General features: G+C 65.2%; 25 protein-coding genes. 18 read left to right on the top strand and 7 right to left on the bottom strand.

All coding sequences use genetic code 11. From position 1 onward, the window contains the following. Nucleotides 1–22 precede the first annotated feature (22 nt). The 8 genes from O5O53_RS08140 to proB all read left to right on the top strand — a co-directional run bounded on the left by O5O53_RS08140 (nt 23) and on the right by proB (nt 7,980). Nucleotides 23–328: a hypothetical protein gene (locus O5O53_RS08140; RefSeq protein WP_269511183.1), complete on the top strand. Its 306-nt coding sequence runs from the start codon at nt 23–25 to the stop codon at nt 326–328. A 28-nt stretch (nt 329–356) separates the two neighbouring features. After that, the gene (ndk, locus tag O5O53_RS08135) at nt 357–767 is read left to right on the top strand and encodes a nucleoside-diphosphate kinase (protein ID WP_034998207.1); all 411 of its coding nucleotides are present in this window, start codon (nt 357–359) and stop codon (nt 765–767) included. A 137-nt stretch (nt 768–904) separates the two neighbouring features. Next, a complete protein-coding gene (locus tag O5O53_RS08130; RefSeq protein ID WP_269511180.1) occupies nt 905–1,462 on the top strand; it encodes a TetR/AcrR family transcriptional regulator in 558 nt (185 codons plus the stop codon). A 172-nt stretch (nt 1,463–1,634) separates the two neighbouring features. After that, complete coding sequence (locus tag O5O53_RS08125; protein ID WP_269511178.1) at nt 1,635–4,388, top strand: translation initiation factor IF-2 N-terminal domain-containing protein; 2,754 nt, start codon at nt 1,635–1,637, stop codon at nt 4,386–4,388. 185 nt (nt 4,389–4,573) lie between these two features. Next, nucleotides 4,574–4,879, top strand: coding sequence for a 50S ribosomal protein L21 (gene rplU, locus O5O53_RS08120; RefSeq protein WP_181888932.1), 306 nt, complete (start codon nt 4,574–4,576; stop codon nt 4,877–4,879). Nucleotides 4,880–4,900: 21 nt separating this feature from the next. Beyond that, nucleotides 4,901–5,245: a 50S ribosomal protein L27 gene (gene rpmA, locus O5O53_RS08115; protein ID WP_181888931.1), complete on the top strand. Its 345-nt coding sequence runs from the start codon at nt 4,901–4,903 to the stop codon at nt 5,243–5,245. Between the two features lie 92 nt (nt 5,246–5,337). Then, on the top strand, nt 5,338–6,843 hold the full coding sequence (gene obgE, locus O5O53_RS08110; protein WP_269511175.1) for a GTPase ObgE: 1,506 nt from the start codon (nt 5,338–5,340) through the stop codon (nt 6,841–6,843). 21 nt (nt 6,844–6,864) lie between these two features. Next, entirely contained in the window at nt 6,865–7,980 is a 1,116-nt protein-coding gene (proB, locus tag O5O53_RS08105; protein ID WP_269511172.1) for a glutamate 5-kinase, read from the top strand. Between the two features lie 21 nt (nt 7,981–8,001). Here proB and O5O53_RS08100 read toward each other — a convergent pair whose 3' ends face one another. The 5 genes from O5O53_RS08100 to O5O53_RS08085 form a co-directional block, all read right to left on the bottom strand. Next, nucleotides 8,002–8,241: a hypothetical protein gene (locus O5O53_RS08100; protein WP_181888928.1), complete on the bottom strand. Its 240-nt coding sequence runs from the start codon at nt 8,239–8,241 to the stop codon at nt 8,002–8,004. Nucleotides 8,242–8,449: 208 nt separating this feature from the next. Beyond that, nucleotides 8,450–8,875 (bottom strand): YjdF family protein, encoded by a 426-nt coding sequence (locus tag O5O53_RS08095; RefSeq protein WP_269511169.1) that lies wholly within the window; start codon nt 8,873–8,875, stop codon nt 8,450–8,452. Between the two features lie 701 nt (nt 8,876–9,576). After that, on the bottom strand, nt 9,577–9,855 hold the full coding sequence (locus O5O53_RS11750) for a pentapeptide repeat-containing protein (RefSeq protein ID WP_158093103.1): 279 nt from the start codon (nt 9,853–9,855) through the stop codon (nt 9,577–9,579). A 188-nt stretch (nt 9,856–10,043) separates the two neighbouring features. Next, a complete protein-coding gene (locus O5O53_RS08090; protein WP_269511166.1) occupies nt 10,044–10,637 on the bottom strand; it encodes a hypothetical protein in 594 nt (197 codons plus the stop codon). Between the two features lie 411 nt (nt 10,638–11,048). Next, on the bottom strand, nt 11,049–11,315 hold the full coding sequence (locus O5O53_RS08085) for a hypothetical protein (RefSeq protein ID WP_269511163.1): 267 nt from the start codon (nt 11,313–11,315) through the stop codon (nt 11,049–11,051). Between the two features lie 70 nt (nt 11,316–11,385). Here O5O53_RS08085 and O5O53_RS08080 point away from each other — a divergent pair, with 70 nt between their 5' ends. Further along, nucleotides 11,386–12,300: a D-isomer specific 2-hydroxyacid dehydrogenase family protein gene (locus tag O5O53_RS08080; RefSeq protein WP_269511160.1), complete on the top strand. Its 915-nt coding sequence runs from the start codon at nt 11,386–11,388 to the stop codon at nt 12,298–12,300. Here the strand turns inward: O5O53_RS08080 and O5O53_RS08075 are convergent. Beyond that, the gene (locus O5O53_RS08075) at nt 12,297–12,686 is read right to left on the bottom strand and encodes a type II toxin-antitoxin system VapC family toxin (protein ID WP_269511157.1); all 390 of its coding nucleotides are present in this window, start codon (nt 12,684–12,686) and stop codon (nt 12,297–12,299) included. The genes O5O53_RS08080 and O5O53_RS08075 overlap by 4 nt on opposite strands. Next, nucleotides 12,683–12,916: a hypothetical protein gene (locus O5O53_RS08070; RefSeq protein WP_126857909.1), complete on the bottom strand. Its 234-nt coding sequence runs from the start codon at nt 12,914–12,916 to the stop codon at nt 12,683–12,685. The genes O5O53_RS08075 and O5O53_RS08070 overlap by 4 nt, the downstream gene beginning before the upstream one ends. Nucleotides 12,917–12,986: 70 nt before the next feature. On the opposite strand from O5O53_RS08070, the gene O5O53_RS08065 reads away from it, so the two are divergent. The 9 genes from O5O53_RS08065 (at nt 12,987) to O5O53_RS08025 (ending at nt 20,553) form a co-directional block, all read left to right on the top strand. Next, on the top strand, nt 12,987–14,273 hold the full coding sequence (locus O5O53_RS08065; protein ID WP_269511154.1) for a glutamate-5-semialdehyde dehydrogenase: 1,287 nt from the start codon (nt 12,987–12,989) through the stop codon (nt 14,271–14,273). Nucleotides 14,274–14,282: 9 nt separating this feature from the next. Then, nucleotides 14,283–15,221 carry a cutinase family protein gene (locus tag O5O53_RS08060; RefSeq protein WP_269511151.1) on the top strand — a complete coding sequence of 313 codons (939 nt, stop codon included), beginning with the start codon at nt 14,283–14,285 and terminating at the stop codon, nt 15,219–15,221. Then, nucleotides 15,221–15,616: a hypothetical protein gene (locus O5O53_RS08055; RefSeq protein ID WP_181888920.1), complete on the top strand. Its 396-nt coding sequence runs from the start codon at nt 15,221–15,223 to the stop codon at nt 15,614–15,616. The genes O5O53_RS08060 and O5O53_RS08055 overlap by 1 nt, the downstream gene beginning before the upstream one ends. 6 nt (nt 15,617–15,622) lie before the next feature. Continuing rightward, nucleotides 15,623–16,243 (top strand): nicotinate-nucleotide adenylyltransferase, encoded by a 621-nt coding sequence (gene nadD, locus O5O53_RS08050; RefSeq protein WP_239306238.1) that lies wholly within the window; start codon nt 15,623–15,625, stop codon nt 16,241–16,243. Between the two features lie 66 nt (nt 16,244–16,309). Beyond that, nucleotides 16,310–16,783, top strand: a complete 474-nt coding sequence (gene rsfS, locus O5O53_RS08045; protein WP_239306239.1) for a ribosome silencing factor — start codon at nt 16,310–16,312, stop codon at nt 16,781–16,783. 9 nt (nt 16,784–16,792) lie between these two features. Continuing rightward, nucleotides 16,793–17,425, top strand: coding sequence for a histidine phosphatase family protein (locus tag O5O53_RS08040; protein ID WP_269511149.1), 633 nt, complete (start codon nt 16,793–16,795; stop codon nt 17,423–17,425). Then, nucleotides 17,426–18,226 carry a DegV family protein gene (locus O5O53_RS08035; RefSeq protein ID WP_269511146.1) on the top strand — a complete coding sequence of 267 codons (801 nt, stop codon included), beginning with the start codon at nt 17,426–17,428 and terminating at the stop codon, nt 18,224–18,226. It abuts the gene before it with no gap. A gap of 102 nt (nt 18,227–18,328) precedes the next feature. Then, a complete protein-coding gene (locus O5O53_RS08030; protein ID WP_269511142.1) occupies nt 18,329–18,970 on the top strand; it encodes a ComEA family DNA-binding protein in 642 nt (213 codons plus the stop codon). Nucleotides 18,971–18,972: 2 nt separating this feature from the next. Further along, entirely contained in the window at nt 18,973–20,553 is a 1,581-nt protein-coding gene (locus tag O5O53_RS08025; protein WP_269511139.1) for a ComEC/Rec2 family competence protein, read from the top strand. Nucleotides 20,554–20,567: the final 14 nt, after the last annotated feature.

Here is a 20,567-nt window from a genome sequence, read left to right as displayed (position 1 = left end):
CAACAAGGCTACGGTATGGCCCATGCGCATCGTGAGTTTTGCCCTGGCCGCCGTGTTCTCCATCGTCGCGGTGGTTACCGTCTACACCACCCTGCCCGGGTGGGTGGGCACCGCGGCGATCGTCGCCGCCGGGCTGTTTTTGGTGCTCGGGTTCTACGAGCAATACACGCGCCGCGAGGAGATTGCGCCCGAGCTTGACGACGAGCAGCGAGCCACCGTCAACCGCATGAAGGCGGAGGGGAACTTCCAGCTGGCGGTGCAGCAGGTGCAGCTGTGGTTCCGCAACACCACGCCGGAAGACGCGGCGCGCATCGTGCGCGAGGCTTAACCACGACTTTGGGGTAAGATTTTGGGCTATGACTGAACGTACTCTGATCCTGATCAAGCCCGACGGTGTTGCAAACGGCCACGTCGGCGACATCATCTCCCGCATCGAGCGCAAGGGCCTGAAGCTAGTGGAGCTGGACCTGCGCACTGCAGACCGCGAGACCGCTGAGAAGCACTACGCAGAGCACAAGGACAAGCCGTTCTTCGGCGAGCTGGTGGACTTCATCACCTCCGCTCCGCTGGTTGCCGGCATTGTCGAGGGTGAGCGCGCCATCGAGGCGTGGCGCCAGCTGGCCGGCGGCACCGACCCGGTTGCCAAGGCCACCCCGGGCACCATCCGCGGCGACTTCGCGCTGTCCGTGGCGGAGAACGTTGTCCACGGTTCGGACTCGCCGGAGTCCGCCGAGCGCGAGATCGGAATTTGGTTCCCGAACCTCTAAGTGCACGTAGCCAACACCGCAGCCACCCGGCTGCGGTGTTTTTCACGCCTTGGACGGGGGGAATTAGAATCACGCGGGATCAATTGTTGTATAAATAGAGTCGCATGTAATCCGCATAGTGAGAAAGGGAGATGGTGGTGGCATCTCGCAGCGAACAGGCACGAGCGGTGGAGAAGCGCTCTGCGATCCTGGATGCGGCGATCGGTCTGCTGCTTTCGGAGGGACTCAAAGGGGTGACGCACCGCCAGGTCGCTGCGGCGGCGTCGGTGCCGGTGGGATCCATCGGCTACTACTACTCCACGCGCGACAAACTTGTGGCTACCTGCTTCGAACGGCTGGAGCAGGGCCGGCGTGACGCGTTCAAACGCGCAACCGCCGAGGGTGAGGCGCTGACAGACCCGGTGAACCTGGCGGAGGCGGCCGTCGCGGTGGTGACGTGCGGCCAGCCGGAGCGGGCGCGCGCCGTGATCTCCGCGTTTGTGGAGGCGCAGCGCGAAACCGGCGAGGTCGGCGACTTTGTCGGCCGCACCCTCAGCGAACTGAAGGAGCTCATCTCCCAGCTGCTGCAGCGCGCCGGCGTGGATTTCAACGCCGCGCGTGTGCTGCAAATCGTGGTGGGCACCGCCCTGACCGAATCCCACGAGAACGCCCCCGTGGCCGCGGTGGCCGACCTTCTGCGACTGGCCGAGAAGTAAACACTGCCCCGCTGTGCCACAATGGGGAGCGCAAGCGCCGCCTGGCGGTGCTAGGAAACTTTCACATGTACCGCACCGTGGGGTTCGCCGCGCGGCCGCTTCGGCACCGTTTTGCCAGCGCCCGGCACACCCCGGCGGGTTGCGGCTGAGCAAAATTGGAGAGTGACGCACATTGGCTGGTCACAAGAATATTTATGCCGAATTCGACCGCTCCCAGCTCGCGGAGAAAACCCGCGTGTTCACCCTGGCCAAGGCCCTCGGCGTGCCGTCGAAAGAGCTCGTGGTGGCGCTGTCGGAGCTCGGGGTGGTCAAGGTCGCGCAATCCACGCTGACGCGCGCTGAGAGCGAGCAGCTTCTCGACGCGCTCGCCGACGCCGCCGCCTCAGACACCACCGGCGACGAGACCGCCGACGACGCCGCGGACGAGAAGATCCGCCAGCGCGTGCGCAAGGACGTGGAAAACGAGATCCACCAGATCGAGGAGAAGGTCGAGGCGGACCTGCGCGAGGGCCCGCTCACCGACGTCGAGCCGGAGATCACCCCCGTGCCGGAGGAGACAACCAACCGCGCTCCCGTCTTCAAGGCCCCGGAGCGCAAGCGCCGCCGCGCCACCCGCCAGGCTGCCCCGAGCGAGGAGAAGGAGCCCAAGCCTGACGACGAGGCTTCGCCGGAGGACGTCGATACGCAAGAGCCCGAAGTCATCGAAGAGCCGAAGGCGATCAAAGGCTCCTCGCGCCTGGAGGCGCAGCGCCGCCGCCGCACCGAGAAGCGCGAAGAGCAGCGCAAACGCTCCCGCATTGTCAGCCAGGCCGAGTTTTTGGCGCGCCGCGAGTCCGTGGAGCGCCACATGGTGGTGCGCGAGCGCGACCGCCACGACGGCCACGGCAAGATCACCCAGGTCGGCGTGCTCGAAGACGGGCTGCTGGTGGAGCACTTCGTCACCGCCGAAAGCCAGTCCTCCATGATCGGCAACATCTACCTCGGCCGCGTGCAGAACGTGCTGTCCAGCATGGAGGCCGCGTTCATCGACATCGGGCAGGGCCGCAACGGCGTGCTCTACGCCTCCGAGGTGGACTGGAAAGCCGCCGGGCTGGGCGGGCGTTCGCGCCGCATCGAGCAGGCGCTGAAATCCGGCGACCAGGTGCTGGTGCAGGTGACCAAGGACCCCGTCGGCCACAAGGGCGCGCGCCTGACCACCCAGATCTCGCTGGCCGGCCGCTACCTGGTGTACGTGCCGGGCGGCCGCAGCGCGGGCATCTCCCGCAAACTGCCGGCGCCGGAGCGCAAGCGCCTGAAGGAGATCCTGAACAACGTCGTGCCCGGCAAGGGCGGGGCGATCATCCGCACCGCAGCCGAGAACGTGCCGGAAGAGGCCATCGCGGCCGACGTGAACCGCCTGCACAACCAGTGGACCGCCATCCAGAACCAGGCGGAAAAGGAGAAAAACTCCAAGGGCGCGAAGCCGGTCACCCTCTACGAGGAGCCGAACATCCTGGTCAAGGTCGTGCGCGACCTGTTCAACGAGGACTTCACGTCGCTGATCGTGGACGGCCGCAAGCCGTGGAACACCGTGCACGCCTACGTGCAGTCCGTCGCCCCGGACCTGCTGGACCGCCTGGAGAAGTTCGACCGCTCGAAGCACGACGGCAAGGACGCCTTCGAGGTCCACCGCATCGACGAGCAGCTGCAGAAGGCGCTGTCGCGCACCGTGTGGCTGCCGTCCGGCGGCACCCTGGTCATCGACCGCACCGAAGCCATGACCGTCATCGACGTCAACACCGGCAAATTCACCGGCTCCGGCGGCTCGCTGGAGGAGACGGTCACCTCCAACAACCTGGAGGCCGCCGAGGAGATCGTGCGCCAGATCCGCCTGCGCGACATCGGCGGCATGATCATCATCGACTTCATCGACATGATCCTGCCCGAAAACCAGGAGCTCGTGCTGCGCCGCCTGAACGAGGCACTCGGCCGCGACCGCACCCGCCACCAGGTCTCCGAAGTCACCTCGCTGGGCCTGGTGCAGATGACCCGCAAGCGCCTGGGCAACGGCCTGCTGGAGACCTTCTCCACCGAGTGCGAGTGCTGCGGCGGCCGCGGCATCATCGTTTCCGACGACCCCGTCGAGCACGACCCCTACTCCGAGCGCGGGCGCGAGGAGCGCTCCAAGCGCCGTTCGCGTGACGACGAGCACCGCTCCTCCCGCGGCCGCAACAAGCCCGCCGAGGCGGAGCACGACACTGAGCACGACACCGGGCGCGACTCGGGCCGCGACGAGCAGCCGTCGCGCGGTTCGCGCCGCTCCAAGCGCAAGCACCTCAACGAAGACGAGATGGACAACCTGCTCAACTCGATCTTCAGCGACGACAGCGACTCCGCTGACGCTGCGGATTCCGACGTCGACGACGACAGCTCCGAGCCGCGCCGCCGTTCCTCGCGCCGCCGCGGCCGCCGCGGAGGCAACCGTGGGCGCGGCCCCCAGACGGACCGGACGGACCAGACGGACGCGCAGGAGCAGCGCGACGAGCGCCCGGCGGACACGCAGGACACCCCGCAGCAGAGCTTCGAGGAAGCGGTGGACGAGTTCGACAACTCGCCGCGCCGCAAGCGCCGCACCCGCGGCAACTCCCGCTCGGATCACCGCCCGCGCCGCGAGGACTACCAGGACGCCGCCGAGGAGACCACCGCAGCAGTAGCCGACTCGGATGCCAAGAAGGTTGAGCCGGCAGAAAAGGAGAAGCCGGCGGCGGGCCGCCGGGGCCGCCGACGCGCAGTGCGCAAGTCCAACGCCACGTCCGCCGCAGCCGCCAACGCCCGCGCGGCCGAGAAGGAAAGGCCGAAGAAGGAAGAGGGGCAGTCGGAGCGCCGTCGAGAAGCAAAGGCATCCCCGCGGCGCGGACGCAGGCGCGCCACACGCCGCAGCAGCTAACGCGGTTTGGTAAAGCGCAGGGTGCCGGTGTAGTCTTGCCGAGTCGCTGTTTCGGGGCGTGCCGCCTCGTTGCCTACGCATGCGGGCACGGCAGGCTCACCATCGGCCCCGAAACGCTCAAACTGTTCCATTTCCGCCTCCGAGCATGCAGGGGGCGGGCGAGTAGAGATAAGGGGTAACCCTCTATGTACGCGATCGTCAAGACCGGCGGCAAGCAGTACAAGGTTGCCGAGGGCGACCTCGTCAAGGTCGAGAAGCTTGAGGGTGAAGCAGGCGACAAGGTCGAACTCACCCCGATCCTTCTCGTAGATGGCGCAGACGTCACCTCCGGCGCAGACGCACTGTCCAAGGTCAACGTGACCGCAGAGATCGTCGAGCACGGCAAGGGCAAGAAGGTCGACATTCTGAAGTACAAGAACAAGACCGGCTACAAGGTCCGCCAGGGCCACCGCCAGCAGCAGACCACCGTCAAGATCACCGGCATCAAGTAAACACATAGGAGAATTTGAACAATGGCACACAAGAAGGGTGCATCCAGCTCCTCGAACGGTCGTGACTCTGAGTCCAAGCGCCTCGGTGTGAAGCGCTTCGGTGGCCAGCAGGTCAAGGCCGGCGAGATCCTCGTCCGCCAGCGCGGCACCAAGTTCCACCCGGGCGACAACGTCGGCCGCGGCGGCGACGACACGCTGTTCGCACTGACCGCAGGCTCCGTCCAGTTCGGCATCAAGCGTAAGCGCCGCATCGTCAACATCGTCCCGGCCGACGGCCAGGGCGTCGCTTCCGAGGTCCTCGAGCAGGCCGAGGCAGCAGGCGTTGTCGACGAAGGCACCGCCGAAGAGGCAACCGCCACCGCGTAACCGCGAAGCGTAGGCGCCGCCGGTCCATTCGGGCCGACGGCGCTTTTTGCATATCATCGTCCGTGTCCTAAAGAAAGGCGGGAAAACCCACCATGGCCCAATTCGTTGATCGCGCAACCCTGCACCTGCAAGCAGGCGACGGCGGCCACGGCTGCGCGTCCGTCCACCGCGAGAAGTTCAAACCGCTCGGTGGCCCGGACGGCGGCAACGGCGGGCACGGCGGCGACATCGTGCTTGAGGTGTCCACCCAGGTCCACACCCTGCTGGACTTCCAGTACCGCCCGCACATCAAGTCGCAGCGCGGCGCGAACGGCGCCGGCGACTGGCGCAACGGCGCCCGCGGCGAAGATCTCGTGCTGGAGGTGCCGGTGGGCACGGTGGTGCGCAGCGAGGACGGCGAGGTGCTCGCGGACCTGACCGTCCCGGGCACCCGCTTCATCGCGGCCGAGGGCGGCTTCGGCGGCCTGGGCAACGCCGCCTTGGCGACGGCGAAACGCAAAGCCCCCGGTTTCGCGCTGAAGGGCGAGCCGGGGGAGGCGCACGACCTGATCCTGGAGCTGAAGTCGATGGCGGATGTGGGCCTGGTCGGGTTCCCGTCGGCAGGCAAGTCGTCGCTCATTTCCGTGGTTTCCGCAGCGAAGCCGAAGATCGCGGACTACCCGTTCACCACGCTTGCGCCGAACCTGGGCGTGGTCAACGTCGGCCACGACACGTTCACCATCGCGGATGTGCCCGGCCTGATCCCGGGCGCGAGCGAAGGCAAGGGCCTCGGCCTTGATTTCCTGCGCCACATTGAGCGCACCGCGGTGCTCGCGCACATCGTGGACGTGGCGACGATGGAGCCGGGCCGCGACCCGATCTCCGACATCGAGGCGCTCGAGCACGAGCTGGACACCTACGCCGACGCGCTCGACATGGACTCCGGCCTGGGCGACCTGCGCGAGCGCCCGCGCCTGGTGGTGCTGAACAAGATGGATATCCCGGAGGCCAAGGAGCTCGCCGAGTTTCTCCGCGCGGACATCGAGGAGAAGTTCGGCTGGCCGGTGTACATGATCTCCACCGCCACCCGCGAGGGCCTCGACGAGCTGAAGTGGGCGCTGTGGGACATCGTCAAGCGCACCCGCAAGAAGCGTCGCACTATGCCTATCGACGAACCACAGGTCATCCGCCCCAAAGCCCTCAGCCGACGCGGCGAGGACGGCGGCGTGGAGGTCGTGCGCGACCCCATGTACCCGGAAGGCTGGCTGGTCACCGGCGAAAAGGTGGAGCGCTGGGTGCGCCAGACGGACTTCGAAAACGACGAGGCCGTCGGCTACCTGTCGGACCGTTTGAACAAGGCAGGCGTGGAGGACATGCTTCGCAAGGCCGGTGCCCGCGAGGGCGACACGGTCACCATCGGCGAGATCTCGTTCGACTGGGAGCCGACCATCGGCGGCGACCCGACGCTGGCCGGCCGCGGCCAGGACGCGCGCCTGGGCGGCACGGACCGCACGTCCGCGGCGGAGCGCAAGCGTGCGTCGCAGGCCCGCCGCGGCCTGATCGACGAGTACGACTACGGCACCGGCGAAGAAGCCGACCGCGAGCGCTGGCAGGGCTAGGGCCGCGTAGACTCCAAACGCATGACTTCCCTCCGCGAAGAGATCGCCGCCGCTCGCCGCATTGTGGTCAAGCTGGGCACGAGTTCCCTGGTCAATGCCGCAGGCGAGCTGGATCCGGCGAAGATCGACCGCATCGTGGACGCTATTGAACACCGCATCGTGCGCGGTTCCGAAGTGGTCGTGGTGTCCTCGGGCGCCATCGCGGCGGGCATGGGGCCGCTGGGGCTGAAGGTGCGCCCGCGCGATCTGGCCACCAAGCAGGCGGCCGCGTCGGTGGGGCAGATCCACCTCGCGCAGGTGTGGGGCGCCTCGTTCGCGCGCTACGGCCGGACGGTTGGACAGGTGCTGCTCACGCAAAGCGACGCCGGGTCCCGCGAGCGCGCCCGCAACGCGCAGCGCACGATCGACCGGCTGCGGCAGATGGGCGCGGTACCGATCGTCAACGAGAACGACACCGTGGCCACCTCCGAGATGCGCTTCGGCGACAACGACCGCCTCTCCGCCATCGTGGCCACCCTCGTGTCGGCGGACGCGCTGGTGCTGCTGTCGGACGTGGACGGACTCTACGACAAAAACCCCGCCGATCCTGGGGCGAAGCTTCTCGACGAAGTCCGCTCCGGCAACGACCTCACCGACGTCGAAGCCGGCGACGGGGGCGTCTTCGGCACCGGCGGCATGGCGGCGAAGGTCTCGGCCGCGCGCCTGGCCACCCGCGGCGGCGTGCCGGTGTTGCTCACGTCCACAGAGAAGATCGAGGACGCGCTCGAAAACGCGCAGGTGGGCACCGTGTTCCACACTCGTCCGGAGAGCAAACTCAACGCCTGGAAGTTCTGGGCCCTCTACGCTGCGGACGCGGAGGGGGTGCTGCGCCTGGACAAGGGCGCCGTCGAGGCCGTGACCCGCGGCGGCACGAGCCTGCTCGCAGTGGGGATTACCGGGATCCAAGGCGAGTTCCATGCAGGCGACATTGTGGAGATCCTTGGGCCGGACTCCGAAGCTATTGGTCGCGGGGAAGTGGCGTACGACGCCTCCGAACTCGCAGGGATGCTGGGACGCCATTCCGACGAGCTGCCCGAACACCAACGCCGCCCAGTCGTCCACGCCGACTACCTGAGCAACTACGCCTCCAGGTTGTAGGGGGTAGCCGTAAGTGAAGTTTCAGTGCACCTGGAGGGTGTGTTCAAGGGCGTCGATGAGTGTTCGCTTCTCATTCGGGCTTTGACCATTGAGGTAGTACTGCCAGTTTTGGGCAGGGTCCAGCGCATCGAGGAGTAGTGCGAGTTGCGCTCCTGTTTCGTATGGCATCCGGCCGGCGAGAAAGCCTTCGTCGAGCTGCCCTGACTGGTAGAACGGCACTATTTCTGAAAACGGCGCGTGTGCGGTGTTGTCGAAGTACATAGGTCCGAAGTCGTATCCGACGGCTTCGGAAGGAGGGAAACGCCAAGCTCAAACGATGTAAATCTTCCGAGTTGACGCGTCCCTCACTAGGCTAGGGGCACCCTTTGTCCTTGTAGGCATATAGCGGGGAGCGTACGTGCGCATAAGTTGACTCACGCCTACACAGCTTTGCTCTCGCTGTATGGCAACTTCGCTTTGACGCCTTCGACTACTTGCCTTTATGTTTGGCCTTCTTTTTAGCGGCACGGATCTGAAATTTCCGTTGCGCTTCCTCGCGCCGAGCGATCCGAGAAGCTTTCTTTTTGTTTGCGTTAGCTAATTCAAAATTTAATTTTGTTGCTTCTTGGGCTTTCGAGGACACCCCTGAAGTCTTGCGTTGCTCTTTATTGACTTTCCGCTGCAGGCGTTTGGGATTTCCTCGCTGTGGCTCTTCAATAGCGCCAGGTATAGGTACGGAACGATGGGCCCGTTTGACTAGGGAAGAACCATTGACGAGCAGCCACTCATAAAGTTCGGCGTTATTAGGCTCTGGGCCGAAAACTACTCGGACGGCGCGGAGTTGGTTGTTACTGGAAGTCTCGTAGACTCCGCACCAAAATTGACCATCGTGAAAAAGGGTGAATTGAGCAGGCAAAGTTGTCTCCAGGTACGCTAAAGCGGACCTGACGACGCTGGATTCCTTAGCTCTAATGAGCGCAAGAGCTAAAGCGACGGATAGAACTGGCTAGTGCTATCGCTCAGACTTCCTACTGAGACTGTGCGTTTCGCGCATCAGGATCTTACGGGAGGTAACACTAACACACCCTGATTCTGAGGAAATGCAGCACGCAGACCGTGCACACCCTCCCGATAGGATAAGCGCCAGCACCGAAAGGAGAAGAGGACTGTACATAGTTATTGTCTTGGCTGCGCTGGTGTGTGCCACCGTCTTGGCCGTCCAGACCATCCGCCGCGAACAGCCCCAAGACCGTATGCGAGTCGCCGCGATTGGAGGCGGAACCAGCGTGGCAATGATCCTGGGCGCTTATCTCATCTTCAACCTCGCAGAGCTGCCGCTAATTCTTACCGCACTTATTGCGTCGCTGGGACTACTCGCCCTGTGGACTGGCATTTTCGGAGCCCGCCTCAATGAAAGAACCAACAGGTAAAGCCACGTTTCGGTGAACATACGCTATAACATATGCTTTAGCGTATGTCGTGCCATATGCCTAAACATATTGCCTGCCATACAGCAATCACCGTGGGGCGTATATTCACCCGCACGCCGCGCCGTATCTATGCGTTTTTCAACACCCGATACACCGTAGGGCTTGAACGGAATTCGTGTAGGCGCAATCAGGGGCTATAAAGTATCGCATTACTTGCATCCAAACCTGTACATTCAGAGAATTGCCTTGGACTGGCGGTAACAGGTACCAGATATGCGTTCGTAAAATTCGCGCGCGTTAATGTCGCTCCACGAAGGTCTGACTCGCTAAGAATTGCGTTCGTAAAATCTGCGTCGGTGAAATCTGCCGATTTCAAGTTAGCCCATGCCACCATGGAGCCGCGAAACGAGCATCCTTTGCATATGCTTCCTTCGAGATTGATATCCGTCAGGTCATAGTTGGACATATCTTTCCCGGAAATGTCTTCCCCAGCGAGCTCCGTGGCCCACGATTGAGGCATCGTTTTGTACATTTGCTATTTAATCTGCGGTGAATTGATAATCCATTGCGGGCAACGGCCTTGGTAGCCAAGGCAGTGAGTGGTTACAACTCCGTAAGGTTTGCCGTCCCTTATCTTGTTGAAACCAACCACCGTTAATATGTCTGTGGTTTCAACTTTCCGGCACTTCTTAAAAGGTCCCCAACCTGAGCAGGAAATATGATCCATGGGCAGGCGATATTCATAGCGGTCGCCGGAGCGCTTAATTTTTGGCGCATATTTTGTTGAAGCTTGTGAAGCACGAATGGATAGACCGTGTTTGTTCTGGTTTTTCGTCCGAGCCTTTTCCCGAAGGTAAACCAGCTTTCCATTTTTATCCGTCCACTGCGACACGATAGTGTAAGGGCCTTTATTTCCAAAGCTTTGATCCCAACGTATGTTGCTGTGCCTTCGACCGTTGCCTTCCAGCGTTCAGCGGCGACGTACTCCGGGTCGGCAGCGAGTCGGCGCATCTCAATAGCCAACAGCCCGTGGGCTAAGTCTCTGAGGCGGCTTGGGCTGGTTTCGGCGCGTATTTCGTCGAAAAGCACGAGCTCTTCTTCCAGCAAAGCAAGATCTGGCTGACCAAGCGGACCCGGATCCATGCTCCAGTTCTCCTGCCCGTAGAAATGGAAAGCCTCGTGTGCGAGGAAAGTGATGAAGTGTTCAGAAGAGTTTGGAACGTCGAAGCTGTGCTCGCCGAACTTCACGTAATAGGAATCCTGACCGAGCACTCGTTTGGGTGACCGATAGTGGTGAAGTTGCCACCGAGCAACCATGTTGGCAGCAGCTGCGGGTAAAGGCGTGCAAGCCGGTATACGTGGAAACCTTCTGCCGCCGGTGCAGGAATCGGCTCGGCAAACGGCGACGATACTGGCTCGTTTGTGACGAGATAGCTGAATCCGGAGTCTTTGCTCATGAGGACGAACGGGTGTGACACTACGTCGACGTCGCGCCACAGTTGCGGGGTGTCGGCGAGTGTTTGGAACTCCTCGAGAGCCCGCCTGTCAATCGGGGATAATCCCGCACGTTTGGCAATTACAAGGTCTGCCGCACCGGCTGCAATACGATTGCGAGCAAAATGACGAGAAGTCTCAGGATGAGAGAACGCATGGAGTCGATTATCTCCGAAGGACCATGCGCCAGATCTTGTCACCCAGCGGAGTGATGCGAGTTTCGGGTTTGATCTTCATGACGAAGTTCTTGTCTTCTACTGTGCGTGGCAGGTGGGTGAAGCCCGGAAGGCTCGTGAGGCCCACGATGGGTGGGGAGGACGGGTCGCAGTCGATGACCACGTCGAATTGACGAAGACGTTTCAAGAGTCCGTTGGCACGTTCGCGGGACTCGTTTGTCAGTTTCCCAGGGGCGGCACCGGCGGTCTTGGACACTTAAATGGTGTGAATGCCGGGGTGTGAATGCCGGGGCCGGAGGTCGAGTTTTTCCATACTCTGGGTAGGCATGAAGTTCACGTATTTGCCAAAGCCTAAAAACGAACCCATCGCCGCGCTGGAGGCGAAGGGACATCAACACGTCGCCCTTGAGGACAACCCGGACCTCGTGTTGTTCGGTGGCGGTCCGAAGGATTTCCCGGATGAGCTGCCGGACAGCGTGAAGGTTGTGCAGATCCAGTACGCCGGCATTGAAGGTTTGCTGGAGGCCGGCATTCTGTCCAAGCATGCGGCCAATGGCGTGCGCTTTGCTAATGCGGGTGGGCTTTACGACGACACCGTGGCCGAATCCACCCTCGCCCTCCTACTGGCAGTAGAGCACCGTATGAAAGCGGTAGATCGCGAGTGGAACAACACGCAGCTGTTCAAGGAGAAGGAATACCTCTTCGACAACAAGAAGCTCGCGATCATCGGCGCCGGCGGCATCGGTAAAACGCTGATCCGTTTCCTCGAACCCTTCGGAATGGAGATCACTGCGGTCAACCGCTCCGGCAACCCCGTTGAAGGCGCGGACCGCACCGTGACGCTTTCCGACGATGTCTGGGCCAACCACGACTACTTCGTCCTCATCGCCCCGCTGACCGAGGAAACCCGCCACATGGTCAACGTGGAGACCATCGGGAAGATGCAGGACAGCGCGGTGATTGTCAATGTGGGGCGCGGGCCGCTCGTCGATACGCAGGCGCTAGCGCAGGCACTTGCCGATGGCCGCCTGCGCGGCGCCGGCCTGGATGTCACCGAGCCCGAGCCGCTGCCCGCCGACCACGAGCTGTGGGGCCTGGACAACTGCGTGATCACCCCGCACGTGGCCAACATCCCGCGGTTCATGGAGCGCCGCATCGGCGGGCTGGCCGCGAAGAACTGGGAGCTGTTTACCGCGGGCGAGAAGATGGCCACCGAAGTCGACGTCGACGCGGGGTACTAAATGACCAGTATGGTGGCCCCGAATCCAGGTGCGTTACCGAGGCGGGCATCTGCGGTGACGAGCGGCTGATTAAGCGTTTCGGCAAGCGCAATGAAAGTGGCATCGTAAGCGGAGACGTTCTCGCGGAGCTGCCAGGTTCGAGCCATGAGCGGAAGGTGTCCGTGAAATTGGATACCCAGCTCGCTCAAGATCGATAAAGACTCGGCCGCTCTACTCACGTCTAAAACGTTGGAACGCACCTGCCTTCTCATTACCTGCACGACTTCAGTTACCAGTAGGTGAGGCGCGTGGATTTCTGCGTCTTCAACAGAGACCAGCTCGAGTACCTGGTCGCCCTTCTCAGTCCGTAGCAATAGCTCGATTGCAGCGGACGTATCCAGAATCATGCGCGGGCATCCCGTTCAGCGCGAACAGCTTCGGCGATGGATTCGCCCTTCGTGCTCACCCGGGGAAGATTGGCGAGTCGAGCCAGGGCCGCGGAACGCTTGCGACGGTTGAGCGCGAATGTCAGCTCGTCAACAGCGACGTCGGACACAGACGTGTTCCGAAGCTGGGCCTGCGCTTCAAGGGCGCGCACCAGCTTTTCCGGGACGTTGAAGAGCTGCAGATCGGTCATACCGAAATAGTGGGCTACCCCCGCGCCGGTGTCAAGGGTTTTGGTAATCGTCTAGCGCTAGGATTGCTGCATGAGTGCGCAGCAGACTGACCAGCAAAGACAGGCCGAGCGCGAGGAGGTGCTCGCGAAGGCGCGCCGCGCGAAGGAGGTCGCGCCGGTCATCGCCGCGCTGCCGACCCCGGCGAAGGACGCGGTGCTGCTGGCCGCGGCGGCCGCGCTGACGGAGCGCGCCGGGGAGATCCTCGAGACCAACGCCCGCGACCTGGAGCAAGGCCGCCAAAACGGCCTGGCGGAGTCGGTGTTGGACCGGCTTGCGCTCGACCAGGACCGTATCGAGGGCATCGCTGGCGGCCTGCGCCAGGTGGCCAGCTTGCAGGACCCGGTGGGGGAGGTGCTCACCGGCCGCACGCTGCCCAACGGCATCCAGATGAAGAAGGTGCGCGTCCCGCTCGGCGTGATGGGCATGGTCTACGAGGCCCGCCCGAACGTCACCGTCGACGCGTTCGGCCTGGCGCTGAAATCCGGCAACGTGGCGCTGCTGCGCGGCTCGAAGACGGCGCGGTGCTCCAACGAAAAACTGGTCGAGGTGCTGCAGGACACCCTCGCAGCACACGACCTGCCTCGCGAGGCGGTGCAGCTGCTGCCCTGCGAGTCCCACGATTCGGTCCAGGACCTCATCACCGCACGCGGGTGTGTCGACGTGGTCATCCCCCGCGGCAGCGCCCGGCTCATCGAGGCGGTGGTCACCGGCGCAACCGTGCCCACCATCGAGACGGGCACCGGCAACTGCCACTTCTACATCGACGCCTCCGCAAACCTGGACAAGGCGATCGCGATGCTCATCAACGGCAAGACGCGCCGGGTCAGCGTGTGCAACGCCACCGAGACGGTGCTCATTGACGCCGCTCTCGCGGACGAGGACAAACGCGCGGTCGTTGCTGCGTTGCAGGATGCGGGGGTTGAGGTGCACGGAGACGTCGAGAAGCATCATGCGTTCGGTGCGGACGTTGCGCCTGCAACCGAGGCCGATTTCGCCGAGGAGTACCTCAGCATGGACATCGCGAGTGCCGTCGTAGATGGCGTCGAGGGGGCGATCGCCCACATCGCGCGCTACTCCAGCGGCCACACCGAGGCGATTGCGGCCCAGGACGCACATGCTTTACGACGATTCGCTGACGCCGTGGACGCCGCCGCCGTCGTACTCAACGCATCGACCGCCTTCACGGACGGGGAGCAATACGGCATGGGCGCCGAAATCGGCATCTCCACCCAGAAACTGCACGCCCGCGGGCCGATGGCGCTGCCGGAGCTGACCACCACTAAATGGATCCTGGAAGGTACCGGCCAGGTGCGCTAGTCTATCCGCGTGAAAAAATCCCGTTCCTCCTGGCGCGCCCGCTTCGGCCTGTTCGCCACCGCTGTCGCCACCGCCGTGACAGCCACCGTTTCCCCCGTCGCGCCCGTGCAGGAAGCCGACGCGCAAACCCGCTGCCCGGCCGTCGCGGTCATCGCCGCCCGCGGCTCCGGCCAAAACACCCAGATCTACCCCACGCGCTACTCGGGCGGGGCGGCCTGGACCTCCAACGGCTGGGAAGCGGAGACCATCCGCGCCTTCCTCCAGCACGCGGAGCGCCGCTACACCGCCACCCACGGCGGCAACTCGCTGATGAAGGACGTCGAGGTCATCGGCTTGGAGCCGCGCTACTACCCGGCAACCTTCCCGGAGTACGACGTGCCCGAGGTTGCCGTGCCGTCGACGCTCCTTCAGGCGCTGGGCCTTGCCATCCAGTGGGCCAGCCCGATGTTCATGATGGCGCGCACCGCCGCGACCCAGTTCCTGGACTCGGTGAAGATCGGCCGGGGTGGTGTGATGCAGATGGTCAACGACTACGAGCGCGCCACCGGCTGCCGCCCGAAGTACATCCTGTCCGGCTACTCCCAGGGCGCGATGATTCTGCTGGAGCACGAGCGTGAACTGGCGCGGCGCGGCCAGCTCGCCGGCGTGGTCTACTTTGGCAACCCGAACACCGCCCCGGGCGACTGGTCCACCGTGGGCGTGCGCGGCGGCGGCGCGGGTGGCATCCTCGGCGCGCTGCCGTTCAACACCAAGACCGCCGCGGCGACCCGCAACCGCGTCAACTACTGCCTGCCGCTGGACGCCGTGTGCGACTTGTCCGTGCAGACGCTGGAGGCCTCCCGCGCCACCGGCGGCAACCACGCCCGCTACTTCCGCTGGAGCTCCCGCTGGGACAACCAAGTCTCCGACGCGTTCGGGCGCTTCGTGGATCAGGTACGGTACGGCTAATGAACCAGCTGATTCGGACCACCGCCGCCGCGACCGCTTGCGCCGTCGCGCTTTCAGTTGCGCCTGCGGGCGCGGAGACCATCACGCGCGACACCACGCAGCGCGTGACGGTGGAAAAGACCTGCGAGTGGGAAGTGGACGCCAAGGGCAACCCGATCCTGGACGCCAAGGGCAACCCGATCCCGGTGGAGGTGGACGGCAAGCAGGTGTGCAAGGAGCGTGAGGTTGCCGCCGGCTCCTCGAGCAGCGCCAACAAGTGGGCGGACGACACACGCGACGAGCTCAGCATCGGTGCCGTCGTCGGCGTGGTCGGCGCACTGCTCGCGCTGGTGCTCGGCGCCGGACTGCTGTTCATCGAGTCGGTGGACATCCGCATGCTGCCCCCGGCGAGGTAACGGCGCATGACGGAGCACTACGCAGCTTCCTTGGAGCAGGCGCGGCGCATCGGGGTCATGGGCGGCACGTTCGACCCGATCCACCACGGCCACCTGGTCGCCGCCAGCGAGGTGGCGGACCGGTTCAACCTGGACGAGGTCATCTTCGTGCCCACCGGCCAGCCGTGGCAGAAGGCGGGCAAGACCATCAGCCCGGCGGAAGACCGCTACCTGATGACGGTGATTGCCACCGCTTCCAACCCGCGCTTTTCCGTCTCCCGCGTCGACATCGACCGCGACGGGCCGACGTACACCATCGATACGCTGCGGGACTTGCGCGAACAGTTCCCGGACGAGGAGCTGTACTTCATCACCGGCGCCGACGCGCTGGCCTCCATCATGTCCTGGCACGACTGGGAGGAGATGTTCCAGCTCGCCGAGTTCGTCGGCGTGACCCGCCCCGGCTACGAGCTGCGCGAGGACATGCTGCCGGCCGACATCCAGGAGCGCGTGCACCTGGTGGAAATCCCAGCGATGGCCATCTCGTCTACCGACTGCCGCGAGCGTGCCGCCGAGGGCCGGCCCGTGTGGTACCTCGTGCCGGACGGGGTGGTGCAGTACATCACCAAGAACGCCCTCTATGCCTAAGTAGCACTCTTAGGCCGTGTCGTGGGACAATGACGGGGTCTGTCCAACCAACGAAGGGTTTGCCACTTGACCGCTCCGCAGATCTCCATCGACCGGGCCAAGATTGCCGCCAAAGCGGCCGACGAAAAGCTTGGCAAGAACATCGCTGTTATCGACGTCTCCAACGTCATGGCCATCACGGACGTGTTCGTGATCGTCTCCGCCGACAACGAGCGCCAGGTCGCCGCCATCGTCCAGGAGGTCGAAGACGACCTGACGGATGAGGGCGTGGAGCCGAAGCGCCGCGAGGGCAACCGCGAAAACCGCTGGGTGCTGCTGGATTACGGCAACTTCGTCGTGCACATCCAGCGCGAGGCAGAGCGCGAGTTCTACGGCCTGGACCGCCTGTACGCGGACTGCCCGGCTATCGAGGTCGAGGGCCTGGAGCCCTACGAGCGCCCCGCCACCTTCGGCAACGAGGCCGAGCTGCGCGAGGCGCAGAACATCGAGGACCTGCCGCTGGCCGGCGACGGCCCGGCGGCCGCAGACGACGAGTTCTAGGCGTCGCGCATGCAACGACGTTTGATCCTGCTGCGCCACGGCGAAACGGAGTACAACGCCACCTCCCGCATGCAGGGGCAGCTGGACACCGTGCTCTCCGAACGCGGTGTGAACCAGGCCCACGCCGCCGCCAAAGAGCTGCGTGACCTGGGTATTTCCAAGATCATCTCCTCCGACCTCGTGCGCGCGAAAAACACTGCTGACGTGGTTGCGGCGGATTTGGGGTTGACTGTAGACGTCGATAAGCGGCTGCGCGAAACGCACCTCGGCGACTGGCAAGGCAAAACCCACACCGAGGTGGACACGGAGCACGAAGGTGCGCGGGCGGTGTGGCGCACGGACGCGACGTGGGCGCCGCCGCGCGGGGAGAGCCGTCTCGAGGTGGCGGCGCGCGCGCAGGCCGTGGTGGGCGAGCTGATGCGCGACTACGACGAGTGGGACAACTCCGCCGTGCTTTTGGTCTCCCACGGCGGCACCATCGCCGCGCTGACCGCGTCGCTGCTGGGCTTCGTGGTGGCGCAGTACCCCGCGATCAAGGGCCTGGGCAACGCGAACACGGCGCGGCTGGTGGCGATGCCGCGCCTGGACGAACCGGCGAAGATCCGCTGGTTCCTCGAAGCCTGGAACCGGGGGCTGAACTAAATGGCAGTGCGCGTGGTGGTGGATTCCTCGGCGGGGCTGCCGCCCGAGGTGGTCCGCGAGCTGGACATCACCGTCGCCGACATGCACGTCATGGGCAGCGGCGAGGACAAGGGCACCTCCGGGCTGTCCTCGCTGGAGCTTGCGGCCTGCTACGCGCGCCAGCTGGAGCGCGGCGGCGACGACGGGGTGATCGCGCTGCACCTGTCCAAGGCGCTGTCGTCGACGTGGTCCGCGGCCGTGGCGGCATCCGCGGTGTTTCCCGGCACGGTGAAAGTGGTGGAGACGGATGCCGCCGGCATGACCATCGGCGCGGCCGCCATGGCCGCCGCCACCGTGGCCCAGGAGGGCGGCGATTTGGCGGCGTGCGAGGCGATGGCGAAATCGACGCTCGCCCGCTCCGAGACGTGGGTGTACCTGCACCAGCTCGACGACCTGCGCAAGTCCGGACGCCTGCCCACCGGCACCGCGGTGCTCTCGGCTGCGCTTCTAGCCAACAAGCCGATTTTGCGCATCCACGACGGCAAGCTGGAGCTCGCCGGCAAGACCCGCACCCAGTCGAAGGCGTTTGCCAAGCTCACAGAGCTGGTGGTGGAGCGCGCCGAGGGACAGCCGGTGTTCGCGGCGATCCAACACGCGGACGCCGAGGAGGCGGCCGAGCAGCTGGTGGCCTCGCTTGAGGCGGAGTTGCCGGAGGGCTCGCGGGTGATGTGCGAGCCGCTTGTCGACGTCCTCGCGGTCCACACCGGCCCCGGCGCCATTGGGCTGTCGGTTGTCTTTTCTTCTCGGGAATCAGCCCAGTAGGTGTGGATAACCCGCCCTGATAGGTGACGCTGCAACAACGTTATCCACAGGTTTGCGGTTGGGGTCTTCCGGTGCGGGGTTTGTGGACCTAGCGTGCCGGGCATGAACGCCATCGATCGTCTCCAGGAGCTCACCCGGCCCACCGGGGAAGAGGACCTCCTGGCCGTGCGCTATCCCGCGCCGCGTGTGTCCGTGCCGGTGAAGCCGGCCGCCGCGGCGGTGGTCGCGCTGCTGGTTGTGGTGGGTGCGTGGGCGCTGCTGCGTGGCGGCGGGTCGGAGGGGGACGTCGACTGGGAGCAGGTGGCCTCGCCGACCGAGGTCAGCGGGGTGGTGGTCGTGGCCGTGGTGGGGGAGGTGGCCAACCCGGGACTGATGACGCTGAACGAGGGCTCCCGTATCGCCGACGCCCTGCAGATCGCACAGCCGCTGCCGCACGCGGATTTGTTGGCGCACAACCAGGCGCAGCTGCTTGTGGACGGCCAGCAGATCCACGTCCAGGCCGTCGGCGCGGCGCCCCCGGCAGGCGGCGGAGGAGCGGCCGCGCCTGACACTGGAACGGTGTCGCTGAATAACGCGTCCGCCTCCGAGCTGACCGTGCTGCCCGGGGTGGGGGAGGCGACCGCGGCGGCGATCGTGGCCCACCGCGAGGCCAACGGGCCGTTTACCGCGGTGGAGCAGCTCATGGACGTCCGCGGCATCGGACCCGCGAAGTTCGAGGCCATGCGTGACATGGTGGGGCTGTAGCGGTGTCGGAGCTGCGGCTGGTGCCGGCGGCGCTGGCGGTGTGGGCCGCGGCGGCGTGCTGCGTCCTGTTCGGGGTGTGGGCGGCACTTCTTGTTGTCGCGGTGCTGGCCGCCGGCTGCCTGCTCGCACGCGAGCACGGCCAGGCGGTGCTGACCGCGGGCCTCGGCGCGGCGGCGACACTCACGGCGGCGGTGCGCAAACACGCAAGCGTCTCCGCCTCCGAGATCGTGGGCACCGTCAGCGGCACCCCGAAGCAGACCGAGTCCGGCGCCTACCTGGTGCGGGTGAAGGTGCCCGACCAGCCGTCGACGACGCCGGTGTTCGCAGACGACCTGCCCGACGGCGCGGTCGCCGGCGCGCAGGTGGTGGGCCGCGGGGTGTCAAAGGAGTCCGGCGTGCCGGGCGTGAACCCGTTCGTGCTCAACGGCGACGTCGAGGTCCTCGGGCCGCCGGAGGGGCTGGCGGCGTTCGCGCACCACGTGCGTTCCACCTTCGCCGCGGCGGTCCAGGCGCAGGTGGGCGAGGGTGCGCGCGGGCTCATTCCGGGCATGGTGCTTGGCGACGTCTCCCTGCAACCGCCAGCCGAACAACAGATGTACATCGACACAGGCCTGTCACATTTGTCCGCCGTGTCCGGGGCGAATATTGCGATCGTGGCCACCTTCGCCACCGTGGCGGCGGCCGCAATTGGGGCGGGACTACGCGGCAGGATCGCCGCCTCGGCGGTGGCGCTTTTGATCTACGCCGCGCTGGTTGGCCCGGAGCCGAGCGTGCTGCGCGCCTCGGTGTCCGGCCTGGTGGGGCTTGTGGCGGTGCTCGCCTCCCGGCAGGCAGAGCCCATCCACGCGCTGTGCCTGTCGGTCATCGGGTTGGTGCTGGTGGATTCGGATCTTTCGGTGCACTACGGCTTCGCCCTGTCGGTGGCGGCGACGGCCGGCATCGTGGCGCTCTACCCGCTGTTGTACCGCGCGCTGGCGGTGACTGGCTGGCCGGACATCCTCGTGCGCGCCATTGCTGTGGCGGTGGCGGCGGACCTGGCCACCATGCCCATCGTGGCGATGATGGCCGGCAAAGTCTCGCTGGTCTCGGTCGGTGCCAACGTGCTGGTCGCACCCGTGGTGGGCCCGGTGACGGTGCTGGGGCTCATCGCGGCGGTGGCGTCGCTTTTGCCCGGCGGGCTGGAGGTGCCGGTGCTGTGGTGCGTCGAGCCGCTGGCGTGGTGGGTGCACACGGTGGCGAAATTCGGCGCGGGGCTGCCCAGCGCCACGGTGTCGGCCACCCCGCTGACGGCGCTGGTGGTCTACGGGTGGGTGCTCGCCGGGTTCTTGGCGGGCCGGCCCCGCGCCACGGTTTGCGCTGCTGTCGTCGGGCTGGCGCTGTTTGTCGCGCCGGGCGAGCCCGCGCCCGTCGACCCGACGGGGCTTCGCGCCCACGTCGTGGAGACCATCGAAAATGCGGAGCCGGTGCCGGAGTGGGCGCAGATCGTCGTCGTGCTGGAGGGCGGCCCACCGCGAGGCCGACCTGTGGCCACGCGCGAGGGGATCCCCGTCATCTTCCCCAACGAAAACGCAGAAGACGCCTGACCCGCGACGCATCG

The organism is Corynebacterium faecium (assembly GCF_027257105.1).
Lineage (GTDB): Bacteria > Actinomycetota > Actinomycetes > Mycobacteriales > Mycobacteriaceae > Corynebacterium > Corynebacterium lehmanniae.
Note: the sequence above shows the minus strand (reverse complement) of the source record. Positions and strands in the feature narration are given on the sequence as shown.

Coding starts and splice junctions, on each gene's coding strand:
- O5O53_RS08140 (WP_269511183.1), top strand. CDS start 23: ATGCGCATCGTGAGTTTTGCCCTGGCCGCCGTGTTCTCCATCGTCGCG.
- ndk (WP_034998207.1), top strand. CDS start 357: ATGACTGAACGTACTCTGATCCTGATCAAGCCCGACGGTGTTGCAAAC.
- rplU (WP_181888932.1), top strand. CDS start 4,574: ATGTACGCGATCGTCAAGACCGGCGGCAAGCAGTACAAGGTTGCCGAG.
- rpmA (WP_181888931.1), top strand. CDS start 4,901: ATGGCACACAAGAAGGGTGCATCCAGCTCCTCGAACGGTCGTGACTCT.
- obgE (WP_269511175.1), top strand. CDS start 5,338: ATGGCCCAATTCGTTGATCGCGCAACCCTGCACCTGCAAGCAGGCGAC.
- proB (WP_269511172.1), top strand. CDS start 6,865: ATGACTTCCCTCCGCGAAGAGATCGCCGCCGCTCGCCGCATTGTGGTC.
- O5O53_RS08100 (WP_181888928.1), bottom strand. CDS start 8,241: ATGTACTTCGACAACACCGCACACGCGCCGTTTTCAGAAATAGTGCCG.
- O5O53_RS11750 (WP_158093103.1), bottom strand. CDS start 9,855: ATGTCCAACTATGACCTGACGGATATCAATCTCGAAGGAAGCATATGC.
- O5O53_RS08080 (WP_269511160.1), top strand. CDS start 11,386: ATGAAGTTCACGTATTTGCCAAAGCCTAAAAACGAACCCATCGCCGCG.
- O5O53_RS08075 (WP_269511157.1), bottom strand. CDS start 12,686: ATGATTCTGGATACGTCCGCTGCAATCGAGCTATTGCTACGGACTGAG.
- O5O53_RS08070 (WP_126857909.1), bottom strand. CDS start 12,916: ATGACCGATCTGCAGCTCTTCAACGTCCCGGAAAAGCTGGTGCGCGCC.
- O5O53_RS08065 (WP_269511154.1), top strand. CDS start 12,987: ATGAGTGCGCAGCAGACTGACCAGCAAAGACAGGCCGAGCGCGAGGAG.
- O5O53_RS08055 (WP_181888920.1), top strand. CDS start 15,221: ATGAACCAGCTGATTCGGACCACCGCCGCCGCGACCGCTTGCGCCGTC.
- nadD (WP_239306238.1), top strand. CDS start 15,623: ATGACGGAGCACTACGCAGCTTCCTTGGAGCAGGCGCGGCGCATCGGG.
- O5O53_RS08040 (WP_269511149.1), top strand. CDS start 16,793: ATGCAACGACGTTTGATCCTGCTGCGCCACGGCGAAACGGAGTACAAC.
- O5O53_RS08035 (WP_269511146.1), top strand. CDS start 17,426: ATGGCAGTGCGCGTGGTGGTGGATTCCTCGGCGGGGCTGCCGCCCGAG.
- O5O53_RS08030 (WP_269511142.1), top strand. CDS start 18,329: ATGAACGCCATCGATCGTCTCCAGGAGCTCACCCGGCCCACCGGGGAA.